Source organism: Billgrantia pellis, from assembly GCF_008297955.1.
GTDB lineage: Bacteria > Pseudomonadota > Gammaproteobacteria > Pseudomonadales > Halomonadaceae > Halomonas > Halomonas pellis.
In genome coordinates this window covers 437405-450278 of record NZ_VTPY01000003.1, presented here as the reverse complement: position 1 = coordinate 450278, position 12874 = coordinate 437405, and the positions used below count along the sequence as shown (strand labels likewise).

The window sequence follows — 12874 nt, the reverse complement described above, 5'->3', positions numbered from 1 at the left end:
CTCGGGTGGTTAGGGACAGTCGTCGGGTAACAGGAAGCGGAAGAGGCGATCCAGCAGCGCCTCAGGCGCTTCCTCGGGGATGTAGTGACCGCAGGGCAGGGCCTCGCCCTCGACTCGCTCGGCCACGGCGCGCCACTCCAACAGCGGGTCGAAGCAGCGCTCGATGATGCCGTGCCTGCCCCAGAGCACGCTGACGGGGCAGGTGATGCGGCGTCCCGCTTGACGGTCGGCGCGGTCATGCTCCAGGTCGATCGCATGGCTGGCACGGTAGTCCTCGCACAAGGCATGGGCGGCGCCGGGCTGGGCCAGGCAGCGCTGGTACTCGGCAATGGCCGCCGGATCGAACGCGTCGAGACTGGCGTGGCGTCCGCCCATGGTGCGGGTGATGTAGTCGGCGGGCGAGGCCTCGATCAAGGTTTCCGGCAGCGGCGCGGGCTGGATCAGGAAGAACCAATGGAAGTAGGCGGTGGCGAAGGTGCGGTCGGTCTGTTCGTACATGGCAAGCGTGGGAGCGATATCGAGTAGCATCAGCTTCTCGACCGCCCCGGGGTGATCCATGACCAGGCGATGGGCGACGCGCCCGCCGCGATCGTGGCCGCAGAGGAAGAAGCGCTCGAAGCCCAGTGCGCGCATTACCGCGACCTGGTCGTCGGCCATGGCGCGTTTGCTGTAGTTGGCATGATCCGCCTCGCCGGGTGGTTTCGACGAATCGCCATAGCCGCGCAGATCGGCGGCCACTACGGTGAAGCGGCTTGCCAACGGTTCGGCCAGGCGATGCCAGATCACATGGGTCTGAGGATGTCCATGGAGCAGCAGAAGGGGAGGGCCCGAGCCGCCGATCCGGCCATGAAGGCGAATGTCGTTGTGGGCAATGTCGAACGACCGGAATCCTTCGAACATGTGTGCTTCCTCCAAGACGTGATTGTCCCAGTCTAGCTCTTGGCTTCAAGGAGATAATCGGGCTGAATGGAAAGCCATTGTTGAATGAAAGTGGAGAGTGAGCATGGCTCAGCTCGACGATTTGATCTTCTTCCAGCAGTTGGCCCGCGCGGGCAGCTTGACGGCTACGGCGCGCCATCTGGGCCTATCGCTGTCGGCCGTGAGCAAGCGTCTCAAGCAGCTCGAGGCGCGCCTGGGCGTGGAATTGGCCAGCCGCACCACCCGGCGCCTTAGCCTGACTGCCGAGGGTGAGCGCTATCTGGAGCGGGGCTCGGTGATTCTTGAGGAACTCGCCGAACTGGAAGAGGCGCTCGGCGAACAGCGCGCGGCGCTGTCTGGACCGCTCAGGGTGAATGCCACCTTCGGCTTCGGTCGTCGTCACCTGGCGTCGCTGCTCTCCGCCTTCTGCGCCCGGCACCCTGGACTGGAAGCGGTGCTAGAGCTTTCCAATTACCCGCTGAGCCTGGGCGAGCAGGGGTTCGATATCGGCATTCGAGTCGGTGAACCGCCCGATTCGCGGCAAGTGGCCAGGCGGATATTGGCCAACCGGCGCGTACTATGCGCCGCACCCGCCTATGTCGCGCACATGGCGCCGCTGGTCACACCCGGCGACCTCGTCGATCATCCCTGTCTGGTGCTGCGCGAGAACGACAGCGACTATGCCGTGTGGCGGTTCCAGCGGCGCGACGCCGGCGACGAGCAGGCGGTCAAGGTGGCCGGGCCGCTGGCCAGCAATGATGGCGAGGTGATCGTGCGGCTGGCGCTCGAAGGGCACGGCATCGCATTGCGCTCCTGGTGGGATGTTCATGAATTGCTGGCGCGTGGCGAACTGGTGGAGCTGCTGCCGGAATGGCGTGGCGTGCAGGCCGATTTCTATGCCGTCTATCAGCAGCGGCGGCATGTTCCGGCTCGCATTCGCGCCTTCGTTGCCTATCTTGAGCAAGAGATGCATCGGCGGGTGCCTCCGCCGGATCGACAGGGACAGGGCAAGAGAGCCCAGAGAGGAGACATGCATCCTTGAACATTCTTATGTTCACCAATACTTATGCCCCGATCGTGGGCGGGGTCAGCGAGTCGGTGCAGCGACTCAAGGCGCAGCTGCAGTTGGCGGGGCATAACGTGTTGGTGGTGGCGCCACGCCTCGAGGGGCAGCCACGCGATGAGGCCGATGTCGTGCGAGTCGTGGCGGTACAGCATTTCAACGGCAGTGACTTCTCGCTGCCGGTGCCCATTCCGGGCCAACTGGTCGAAGCGGTCGAAGCGTTCGATCCCGATGTCGTGCACTCCCATCATCCCTTCCTGCTGGGCGATACCGCGGCCCGGGTGGCCGATACCTATGGTCTGCCACTGATCTTCACCCACCACACTCTCTACGAACACTATACCCACTATGTACCCGGCGATTCCCCACTGATGCAGCGCTTCGCCAAGGCCCTGGCCACGGAGTACTCGCACATGTGCGACGAGGTGGTCGCACCCAGCGCAAGCATCCGCGACTTGCTGCTCGAGCGCGGCGCCAATGCCTCGATCACGGTGGTAGCGAGTGGGGTCGATGTCGCGCGTTTCGCGGCGGGAAGCGGCAAGGCGTGGCGCGAGCGGTTCGGCATTCCGCGTGCCGCCTACGTCATCGGTCACCTGGGGCGGCTCGCGCGGGAGAAGAACCTGCTGTTTCTGGCCGAGTCGGTAGGATGCGCGCTCGAGCGTCTGCCCGAGGCGCATTTCCTGATAGTCGGCGATGGCGATGCCCGAGCGGCCATGCATGCGGTCGCTGAAAAATGCGGCGTCGCCGAACGGGTTCACTTTACCGGCAATCTGCAAGGGCAGGGATTGGTCGACGCCTACCATGCCATGGATGTCTTCGCTTTCGCTTCGCATAGCGAGACGCAGGGCATGGTGATCGCCGAGGCGATGGCCACGGGGCTGCCGGTGGTAGCCGTCGATGCGCCCGGCGTCAGGGAAATGGTCGCCGATGAGCGCAACGGTTTCCTGCTGGCCAACGATGATGTCGAGGCCATGGCGGAAGCGCTGGTGTTGCTGAACGACGTCGAACGGCGCCGACCGATGACGGCGGCGGCGCGCAGGATGGCCGCGGATGTCGATGAGGCGCGCTGCGCCGAACGGTGCCTGTCTGTCTATCGACGCGCTGTCGCCGTGGGCGGCCCTTACACCCATGCCGATGAGGGGGGATGGGATCGCGTACGGGCCCGGCTCGGCGCCGAGTGGCGCATGCTGCGCCATCGCGGGCGGCTGCTCAAGCACATCATGCAGGCGGAGTGGGACCAGGAGCGGCCGGCTTGGTGGCCGGGGCGGCGTGAGAAGGCATCGGAGCTGCCCCCCAAGTGAGGGTCAGACCCGGCGCTGCCGGCGCCGGTCGGCCCAGCGCTTGAGCGCGTAGAGCAGGGCGATCCCTGCGACGATGCCGCCCGCCGCCCAGGCCAGCTCGCGGCGATCCTCGGCGGTTATTAGCGTACCGAGCTGGCTGCTGAGCAGGATGATGCCGGCAAGGCCCGGCGTCAGACCGAAGACCGTCCCCAGCATGTAGTCGCGAAAGCGAATGCGGAAGGCACCGGCCATCATGTTGGTCAGCGTGAAGGGTGCCAGCGGCAGCAGGCTGACCAGCGTCATGGTGCGGATGCCGCGCCCGGCCAGGTAGCGCGACAGACCGTGAAGGCGGGAGCCGCCATGGCGCAGCAGGGCGTCGCGCCCCAGCCGCCGCCCCAGCCAGAAGGTGACGACCGAACCGGCGAGAGTGCCGACAAAGGAATAGAGGAATCCCCACACGGGACCGAACAACAACCCCGTGAGAACCACCAGAACGCTCAGCGGAAACATCGTCAGCGAAGCGACCAGATAGGCTCCCACGACCACCGCGCCCGCCCAGGGCGCATCGCGCCAGGAGAGCGAGCCCTGCATCAGCGCGAACAAGGTATTGGCATCGAGCAGATCGTTGGCCGCCAGCCACTGCCACAGCAGCCCTAGCGGGACGAGAACCGCAAGAGACACAAGAACGAGAAGCACCGAACGGGACATCGAGGCGACCTGCACTGGGAGAAGGCTAAAGCATAGGCGGGACGCATGAAGAGACCAAATGGTTCGTCGCTCGGGGTGGATATCAGGTGCTTTCACCGATCAGCAGTTCGAAACCCACATCGTGCTGGCGCCGCGGTACGCGCTTGCTCTCGAGCCGCCGGATCACTTGCTCGGCGGCGAGCTGCCCCATGTGCTGGCGCGGCGAGCGAATCGTGGTCAGGCGTGGCGTGACGTGCTGGCCGAGGGGCAGGCCGTTGAAGCCGGCGATGGCCATGTCGCCCGGCACGCTCAGTCCCCGGCGCTGGGCGTGCAACAGTGCACCGGTCGCCAGGTCGTCGTTGGCGAAGTGGATGGCGCTGATGCCCCCCGGATGGGTCAGTGCACGCTCCAACCCCTCGGCGCCGGCATCCAGGCTGCCGTAATGGTCGAGCTCCAGCAGCGGCGCGTCGCACCCGGCCTGCTCGAGGACCTCGCGATGCCCGGTGTAGCGCATCCCCGCGCGGTAATCGCCGTGCATACGGGCGCCAACGAAGAGAATGTGACGATGGCCCCGCCCGAGCAAGTGCCGGGCCATGCAGCGCCCCGCCTCGGTATGGTCGAGCCCCACGTTGAGATCGAGCGCCTCGCCGAGCTCCATGACCTCCATGATCGGCTTGTCCCAGTTGGCCAGCAGGGCGCGGCAGGCCTCGCTATGTCGCAGACCGGCGGTGACCAGCGCCGAGCATGACCAACCGAGAAAGGTGCGGATCAGCTGATACTCCCGGTCGGTGTCGTAGTCGGTGTTGCCCAGCAGGATCTGGTAACCCTGCGCCTCGAAGGTGTCCTGCAGTCCCTGGATCACCTCGATGAAGACGGTATTGGCCAGCGACGGCACGATGACGGCGATGAAACGCGAGCGAGCCGAGGCCAGGCTGCCGGCCAGCAGGTTGGGAACGTAGCCCAGACGCTCCACGGCGGTGAGCACCCGGGCGCGAGTCCGCTCGTTGACCCGCTCGGGCGCGTTCAGCGCTCGCGAAGCGGTGATCGGCGACACGCCAGCCGCATCCGCCACCTGCCTGAGGGTGGGCTGTTCTGAGCCACGGCGTCGTCGCGTCGTCGTTTCGTTAGACATTGGTCGCATCCTCCGGGCGGTTCCTTGCTGGGGGATAGGGCATCATCTACAACGATGGTAGCGCTAACATGATAGCGCTACCACAGGGGCTGCAAAGGCTCGGATAATCGCACCCTGCGATGACGCGGCGAGAATCGAGGAGGCTGCAGTGAGCGCGAGCACGACAACACCGCGAGTCGGCGTCATCGGCCTGGGGGCTATGGGACTGGGAACGGCGACGGCGCTGCATGAGCGTGGCCTGACGGTCCTAGGCTGCGACATCGCCGAGGCGGCGTGTCGCGCCTTCGAGCGTGCCGGAGGACGCTGCGCGGGAACGCCTGCTGAGTTGGCAGCGAAATGCGACGTGGTGCTGGTGATCGTGGTCAATGCCGAGCAGGTCGAGCAGGTGCTGTTCGGCGAGCGAGGCCTGGTGGACCGATGCATGCCGGGCGGCGTAGTGATGCAGTGCGCCACCGTGGCGCCGAGTCAGGCCGCGCGGCTGGCCGCGCGGCTGGCCGAACGCGATGTCGAGATGCTCGATGCCCCGATCAGCGGCGGAGCGGCCAAGGCGCGTTCGGGTAAGCTATCGGTCATGGCCTCCGGCAGCGAGACGGCCTTCACCAAGGCCGGGCCGGTGCTCGACGCCATGGCCTCGAGCGTCTATCGCTTGGGCGATGCGCCGGGCATCGGTTCGAGCATGAAGCTCGTCAACCAACTGCTCGCCGGCGTGCATATCGCCGCCGCGGCGGAAGCCATGGCGTTGGGGATTCGCATGGGACTCGACCCGAAGTGCGTCTTCGATGTGATCACCCATTCCGCCGGCAATTCCTGGATGTTCGAGAACCGCGTGCCGCACATCCTCGAAGGCGACTACACCCCTCTCTCGGCGGTAGACATCTTCGTCAAGGATCTCAACATCGTGCATGAGACCGGTCGCGAGCTGGCCATGTCCACGCCGGTCGCGGCCAGCGCCCTGCAGCAGTTCACCGCCGCCAAGAGCGCCGGTTTCGGCCGCGAGGACGACGCGGCGGTCATCAAGGTCTACCAGCGGCTTTCCGGCATCGCCTTGCCCGAGGCGACCAGCGACGGGAGGCGATGAGCATGCCGATCATGCTGGCAGGGATCGCGCGGGCGAACTGGTGGAACACCGCTGGGTCACCTGGCTCGCATCCTGGTTGCCGAAGACGTGGGACGATGGATGAGTGCCGGGGGAGAAAGCGCCGGCGCGGTGGCGTCGGTGCTCGGGCTGCAGGGCGCTGCGTATCGGCGAGCAGACCGACTCCGGCGTGCTCACGACCCGCACGTGCTGATACTCGAGCGGATGGCTGAACTCGACGTGCGCCCTCCCCGCGACGGCGGCGAATCGACGAGACACGAACCCATGAGACACGAACGATGATCCGACTGGCCGCCAACCTCTCCCTGTTGTTCACCGAGCACGGATTCCTCGATCGTTTCGCCGCTGCAGCCGAGGCGGGCTTTCGCGGCGTGGAGTACTTGTTTCCCTATGCCCACGACCCCCGGGTACTCAAGGCGGCGCTGGACGACGCCGGGGTCGAGCAGGTGCTGTTCAACCTGCCGCCGGGGGACTGGGACGCCGGCGAGCGCGGCCTGGCGAGCCTGCCCGGTCGAGAGGCGGAGTTCCGTGACGGCGTGATCGAGGCGCTGCGTTATGCCCAGATGCTGAGGTGCCCGCGCGTTCATGCCATGGCCGGTTTGCAGCCGGTGAAGGCCGATGACGGAACGTTGGCGGAGCACCATGCCACCTATGTGGCCAATCTGCGCTTCGCCGCTGCCGAGGCTGCCAGAATAGGATGCGAGATACTGATCGAACCGATCAATACCCGTGACATGCCGGGCTTCTTTCTCTCGCGACAAGCGCAGGCCATGGCGGTGCTAGAGGAGGTCGGGGCGGACAACCTGCGTCTGCAGTTCGACCTCTATCACTGTCAGGTCATGGAGGGTGACCTGATCCGTCACCTGGAGCGCCAGATTGCTGCCATTGGCCACATTCAAATCGCCGGGGTACCGGAGCGCGGCGAGCCGGATATCGGCGAAGTGCATTATCCGGCACTGTTCGACCGCCTCGAGCGGCTTGGCTATAAGGATTGGGTCGGCTGCGAGTATCGCCCTGCAGGAACGACCCGGACGGGACTGGACTGGGGGCGGGCCTACGGACTATTGCCCCAAGGCCGCTAGCGGTGATGCCGCGAACAACAACGACAACAGGACACGAACCATCATGCATATTCTCATTACCGGCGCCGCCGGTTTTCTCGGCCAGCGTCTCGTCGTCCGCCTGCTTGAACGCGGTGAGCTGCGGGGGCACACCATTCGGCGCCTGACGCTCGTCGACCAGATCGAGGCCCCTTCCCCCGACAGCGACTCGGTCGACATCCTTCGCCTGGCGCTGGATGTCGCCGAACCCGGAGCACTCGATGACGTGCTCGATGCACGTCCCCATGTCGTCTATCACCTGGCCGCCGTGGTGAGCTCGGCCGCCGAGGCCGACCTGGATCTGGGCATGGAGGTCAACTTCGATGCCACCCGCACGCTGCTCGAGGGGTGCCGGGCACGAGGACTCGCCTCCACTCGCCTGGTGATGGCCAGTTCGGTGGCGGCCTATGGCGGCGACCTGCCCGCGGTGCTGGACGACATGACCGCACTGCAGCCGCAGAGCTCCTACGGTACCCAGAAGGCCATGTGCGAACTGCTGATCAACGACTACAGCCGCCGCGGTCTGATCGACGGCTGCGTGCTACGCCTGCCGACCATCATCGTACGGCCAGGACGTCCCAACGCCGCCGCCTCCAGCTTCGCCTCCAGCATTCTGCGCGAGCCGCTGAACGGTGAGGAGGCCATCTGTCCGGTGACCACCGACCTGGCCATGTTCGTGATGTCGCCGGCCCGCGTGATCGAAGGCCTGGTACATGGCGCCGAAGTATCGGGAGAGGCACTTGCGCCTTTTCGCGCCTTCATGCTGCCGGGTATCACGGTCACCGTGACCGACATGCTCGATGCCCTGCGCCAGGCCGGGGGGGAGGAAGCCGTGACGAGGGTTCGCCATGAGCGCGACCCGCGCATCGAGGCCATCGTCGCCAGCTGGCCCGCTCGCTTCGACGCCCGCCGCGCACGAGCGCTGGGCTTCGTGGGCGATCGTAGCCTCAGCGAGATCGTCGCTGCCTTCCTCGCGGAGAATGCGTCCGCTCGATCCGAAGCATGACTCCGTGGCGGTTCCCATGCCGCCCGGTCCTCCCCAAGGGGTTTTACAACAAGAGAGGCAACAACAATGAAGACCCACGCCGTACGCTCTTCTCTCTCCGCCGCCATCGGGGGCTTTTCCACCCTGGCGCTGGCCATCATGGCGGCCAACGTCCAGGCGGCCCAGGAAGTCAGTCTCGGCCATACGTTGTCGTCCACCTCCCACTACGCCGTGGGCGCCCAGGCCTTCAAGGAAACCCTCGAGGAGCTAAGTGACGGCGCCTTCGTGGTCAATGAGCATCCGTCCGGGGCGCTGGGCGGCGAGCGGGAGATGATCGAAGGGTTGCAGATCGGCACCGTGGACATCGTCATTACTTCCACCGGGCCGCTCGGCAACTTCGTGCCCGAAACCTACGTGCTCGACCTGCCGTTCCTGTTCGCCACCTACGATCAGGCTCGCTGTGTGCTGGACAGCGAACTTGGCGAAGAACTGCTGGGAAAGATGTCCGATCACGATCTGGTCGGCCTGGCCTGGTCGGAGAACGGCTTTCGCCACCTGACCAACGATGAGCGAGCGGTAACCCGTCCGGCCGATGCCGAAGGGCTGCGGGTACGTACCATGGAGAACGAGGTGCACCAGGAGGCGTTTCGCCAGCTAGGCGCACGGCCCACGCCAATGGCGTTCCCCGAACTGTTTACCGCGCTTCAGCAAGGCACTGTGGATGGCCAGGAGAATCCCATCACAGTGATCGTCGCCACGAATTTCTGGGAGGTGCAGGAACATCTCTCGCTGACCGGTCACGTCTACTCGCCAGCCGTGGTGCTGGGCTCACCGATCCTGCTCGATGGGCTGAGCGATGAGGCGCGCGAATGGTTCCGCGAAGCCGCCCGCGCCTCGGCCGAAGCCACGCGGGCCGAGGTGTCACGCCTGGAAGAAGAGGGGGTGGCCCTGCTGGAGGAGCATGGCATGACGGTTCAGACCCATATCGACATCGGCCCGTTCCAAGAGGCCGTCGAGCCGGCTTATCAGATCTTCACCGAGCAGTACGGCAGCGAGATGCTGGAAAGGGTGCAGGAAAAGGCCAGTAGCTGTTGAGCTCCTCACCCGAAATCTCATGTATGCCCTCGGCGTGATGCCGGGGGCGCACCGGCAGGAATCGTGCGCCCATGGTGAATCTGTTTCTTCGCTTAGAGCGGCAGTTGACGCGCCTGGCCCTGGCGGTCGCCGTGGTCATGCTGGTGGTGTCGGTGACGCTCAGCTTTTATCAGGTACTGACGCGCTTCGTGTTCAATGCGCCCTCCACCTGGTCGGAGGTGGCCGCGCGCACGGCAATGATCTGGTGCGTGTTCATGGCCGCGGCGGCCACCTTCCGCGGCGGCTACATGATGGCGGTGGAGGTGATCTACAAACTCGTGCCGCAGCGTTCGATTCTGCTGCTTGAGATGGCCGTCGTGGCGTGCTGTCTGGCGGTGCTGGGGGTACTGATCCACTTCGGCATGCTGATGACGCTGCGGGTCGTCAACCAGACCATGTCGGGCATGAACATCTCCATGTCCTACGCCTACGCGGCCATTCCCGTCGGCGCCGGTTTCGCCCTCGTCGCTGTCGTCGCTCGCCTGCTGGCGCAGGCCGCCGGGCGCGAACCGATGGGGCCGGACGCCAGCGAGATCGGCACCGAGACCGAGGCACTGCAGCGTCAACCGATACGTAGCGCGTCCAGCAGGCCGGCCGGACCGGAAGAGTCTTCACCATGAATCTTGTCATCGGCCTGTCGCTGATCATCCTGTTCGCCTTCGGCGTACCGATCGCCGTCTCGATCATGCTGGCCTCGATCATCGGCATCGAGTTCTTCTCGCGGCTGCCGCTGCTGCTGGTACCGCAGCAGATGTTCATCGGCATCGACAAGTTCCCGCTGATGGCGATCCCATTCTTCATTCTTGCCGGCAACCTGATGGCGGCTGGAGGCATTTCGCAGCGCTTGGTGGATCTCGCCAAGTCGATCGTCGGCGGGGTCCAGGGCGGGCTGGCGATGACATGCGTACTGACCTGCATGATGTTCGCTGCGGTTTCCGGTTCGAGCGTGGCCACCACTTTTGCCATCGGCGCCATCCTGATCCCGGCGATGGTACGCCATGGCTATCCCAAGCCGCTGGCGGCCTCGATTCAGGCCACCTCGGCCGAGCTCGGCGTGCTGATCCCGCCCTCGATTCCGTTGATCCTGTTCGGGGTCAGCACCGACACGTCCATCGGACAGCTGTTCCTGGCAGGGATCGGGCCGGGGCTCCTGATCGGCACCGCATTGATCCTCTTTCTCTACCTGTTCTGCAAGTTGCGCGGCTTCGGGCGCGAGGATCACAAGGACAGCACCGGCTTCATGGTCTCGTTTCGGCGCGCCTGGGCCGCGCTGTTGATGCCGGTCGTGGTGATCGGCGGTATCTACGGCGGCGTGTTCACCCCGACCGAAGCTTCTGCCGTGGCCGTGTTCTATGCGCTGGCGGTAGGCGGGCTCCACTATCGCGAACTGAAGGTGACCGACCTGTGGCCGATCCTGCGCCAGAGCGTGATCTCCACGGCTTCGGTCATGTTGATCATCGCCGCCGCTTCGCTGTTCAGCTTCCTGATCAGCCGTACCGGGCTGCCGGGCCAGATCGCCGGTTGGGTCACCCAGGTATTCGATGATCCGATCTCCTTCCTGCTGGCGGTCAATGCCCTGCTGCTGCTGGTCGGCATGTTCATCGAGACCTCGGCGGCGATTCTGGTGCTGGCGCCGATCCTGACACCGATCGCCCTGCAGTTCGGCGTCCATCCGGTGCATTTCGGTCTGATCATGGTGGTCAATCTGGCGCTGGGCATGATCACGCCACCCCTGGGAGTCAACCTGTTTGCCGCGTGCGCGGTGGCGCGCATCTCCATCGACCAGATGCTGCCCTGGCTGCTGCGTTTCGTGCTCGTGGTGCTGACCTGCCTGTTGGCCATCACTTACCTGCCGTGGATATCGATGGGACTGGTGCGGCTGGTCTATTAGGCCGGGCGTTATCGCTCGGCGATGCCGGATCGACGCCGGGCGTCGCAGCCCGCGAACGATCCCGGTAACGACAATGACAAGCACAAGGAGGTTATATGACGACGCTGCCCGTGACACCCCCCTGCGACGCCCTGATTGGCGGCGAATGGGTGCCGACCCAGGCGCTGATCGAGGTGGAGACGCCTTCCAGTGGCGCCACTATTGCGCAGGTCGCTCGCTGTCAGGACGAAGAAGTGACGGTGGCGGTGGACGCCGCCCGCCATGCCTTCAGCGGCAGCCTGGGAGACTGGTCGCGCTGGACCGCCCGGCGGCGGGGCGAATGGTTGCTCTCCTTCGCCGAAGCGATCGACGCCGACCGCGACAACCTGGCGGCACTGGAATGCGCCGACACCGGCAAGCCGATGACCCAGGCCCGCGGTGACATCGCAGCCTGTGCCCGCTATTTCCGTTTCTACGGCGGTGGCGCCGACAAGCTGCACGGCGAGACGATTCCCTTCGACGACGGCTTTGCCGTGTTGACCCTGCGAGAGCCCTTCGGCGTATGCGCCCAGATCATTCCTTGGAACTACCCCGCCCAGATCTTCGGCCGCTGCGTGGCCGCTGCGCTCGCCGCCGGCAACACGGTGGTACTCAAGCCTGCCGAGGATGCCTGCCTGAGTGTGCTGCGCCTGGCTCAGCTGGCCCAGGAGCATGACCTGCCGCCAGGAGCGCTGAACGTACTGCCGGGGCTCGGCAGCGAAGCGGGAGCGGCGCTGGCGGCGCAGCCCGGCATCGATCATCTTTCGTTCACCGGCTCGCCCGAAACCGGCACTCGGGTGGCCCGGGCCGCGGCGGGGCATCACGTGCCGGTCACCTTGGAGCTCGGCGGCAAGTCGCCTCAGATCGTCTTCGCCGACGCCGATCTGGATGCTGCGCTGGCGGACGTGGTGCGCGGCATCGTGCAGAACGCGGGGCAGACCTGTTCGGCCGGCAGTCGTCTGCTGGTGGAGGCGAGTTGCGCCGAGGCGATGCTGGGGGCCTTGATCGAGCGCTTCTCGACGCTGCTCTGCGACGCGGGCGAGGCGGACGCCGACTGCGGCCCGCTGATCAACGCACGTCAGAAGGCAAAACTCGATGCGCGTCTCGCGGCTGCCGTGGCCGATGGCATTCGGGTGGCGGCCAAGGGGCGACTTGCCGAAGCCGCGCCGCCCGGCGGTCATTTCGTGGTGCCTCAACTCCTCACCGATATTCCGACCGGTCACGAGGTACTGCGCGAGGAGTTGTTCGGCCCGGTGCTGGCAGTGCAGGTCTTTCGCGACGAGGCCGAGGCCCTTCGCCTGGCCAACGCCACTGACTTCGGCCTGTGCGCCGGCGTCTGGACCCGGGATGGCGGGCGCCAGCTGCGCCTGGCCAAGGGCATTCGCAGCGGTCAGGTGTTCATCAACAACTACGGCGCTGGCGGCGGCATCGAGCTGCCGTTCGGCGGGGTGGGGCGCTCGGGCCATGGCCGCGAGAAAGGCTTCGAGGGGCTGCGCAGTTATACCCGCGTGAAGACCGTGGCACTGAAGCACGGGTAATACAAAAGCGGCCGGTAATAGCCGTCGGTAAC

Annotated in this window: 12 protein-coding genes; 9 read left to right on the top strand and 3 right to left on the bottom strand. The window is 65.7% G+C overall.

Annotated features, from left to right (window positions below):
* Window positions 1-9: 9 nt before the first annotated feature.
* Complete coding sequence (locus tag F0A17_RS07915; RefSeq protein WP_149327805.1) at window positions 10-900, bottom strand: alpha/beta fold hydrolase; 891 nt, start codon at window positions 898-900, stop codon at window positions 10-12.
* Between the two features lie 103 nt (window positions 901-1003).
* Between F0A17_RS07915 and F0A17_RS07910 the strand changes: the two genes are divergently transcribed.
* A complete protein-coding gene (locus F0A17_RS07910) occupies window positions 1004-1960 on the top strand; it encodes a LysR family transcriptional regulator (protein WP_149327804.1) in 957 nt (318 codons plus the stop codon).
* Entirely contained in the window at window positions 1957-3282 is a 1326-nt protein-coding gene (locus tag F0A17_RS07905) for a glycosyltransferase (RefSeq protein ID WP_149327803.1), read from the top strand. Before F0A17_RS07910 ends, F0A17_RS07905 begins: the two co-directional genes overlap by 4 nt.
* Before the next feature lie 3 nt (window positions 3283-3285).
* Here F0A17_RS07905 and F0A17_RS07900 read toward each other — a convergent pair whose 3' ends face one another.
* Together F0A17_RS07900 and F0A17_RS07895 are read right to left on the bottom strand one after the other, a co-directional pair.
* On the bottom strand, window positions 3286-3969 hold the full coding sequence (locus F0A17_RS07900) for a TVP38/TMEM64 family protein (protein WP_149327802.1): 684 nt from the start codon (window positions 3967-3969) through the stop codon (window positions 3286-3288).
* An 82-nt stretch (window positions 3970-4051) separates the two neighbouring features.
* Entirely contained in the window at window positions 4052-5080 is a 1029-nt protein-coding gene (locus F0A17_RS07895; RefSeq protein ID WP_149327801.1) for a LacI family DNA-binding transcriptional regulator, read from the bottom strand.
* A 148-nt stretch (window positions 5081-5228) separates the two neighbouring features.
* Between F0A17_RS07895 and ltnD the strand changes: the two genes are divergently transcribed.
* From ltnD to F0A17_RS07860, 7 genes are all read left to right on the top strand, one after another.
* A complete protein-coding gene (ltnD, locus tag F0A17_RS07890) occupies window positions 5229-6158 on the top strand; it encodes an L-threonate dehydrogenase (RefSeq protein WP_228716840.1) in 930 nt (309 codons plus the stop codon).
* A 296-nt stretch (window positions 6159-6454) separates the two neighbouring features.
* Complete coding sequence (gene otnI / locus F0A17_RS07885) at window positions 6455-7258, top strand: 2-oxo-tetronate isomerase (protein WP_149327800.1); 804 nt, start codon at window positions 6455-6457, stop codon at window positions 7256-7258.
* A gap of 43 nt (window positions 7259-7301) precedes the next feature.
* A complete protein-coding gene (denD, locus tag F0A17_RS07880; RefSeq protein WP_149327799.1) occupies window positions 7302-8282 on the top strand; it encodes a D-erythronate dehydrogenase in 981 nt (326 codons plus the stop codon).
* A 66-nt stretch (window positions 8283-8348) separates the two neighbouring features.
* Entirely contained in the window at window positions 8349-9356 is a 1008-nt protein-coding gene (locus F0A17_RS07875) for a TRAP transporter substrate-binding protein (protein ID WP_149327798.1), read from the top strand.
* Window positions 9357-9427: 71 nt separating this feature from the next.
* Window positions 9428-10015 carry a TRAP transporter small permease gene (locus F0A17_RS07870; RefSeq protein WP_149327797.1) on the top strand — a complete coding sequence of 196 codons (588 nt, stop codon included), beginning with the start codon at window positions 9428-9430 and terminating at the stop codon, window positions 10013-10015.
* Entirely contained in the window at window positions 10012-11286 is a 1275-nt protein-coding gene (locus F0A17_RS07865; protein WP_149327796.1) for a TRAP transporter large permease, read from the top strand. The genes F0A17_RS07870 and F0A17_RS07865 overlap by 4 nt, the downstream gene beginning before the upstream one ends.
* Before the next feature lie 95 nt (window positions 11287-11381).
* Window positions 11382-12842, top strand: coding sequence for an aldehyde dehydrogenase family protein (locus tag F0A17_RS07860; protein ID WP_149327795.1), 1461 nt, complete (start codon window positions 11382-11384; stop codon window positions 12840-12842).
* Window positions 12843-12874 lie beyond the last annotated feature (32 nt).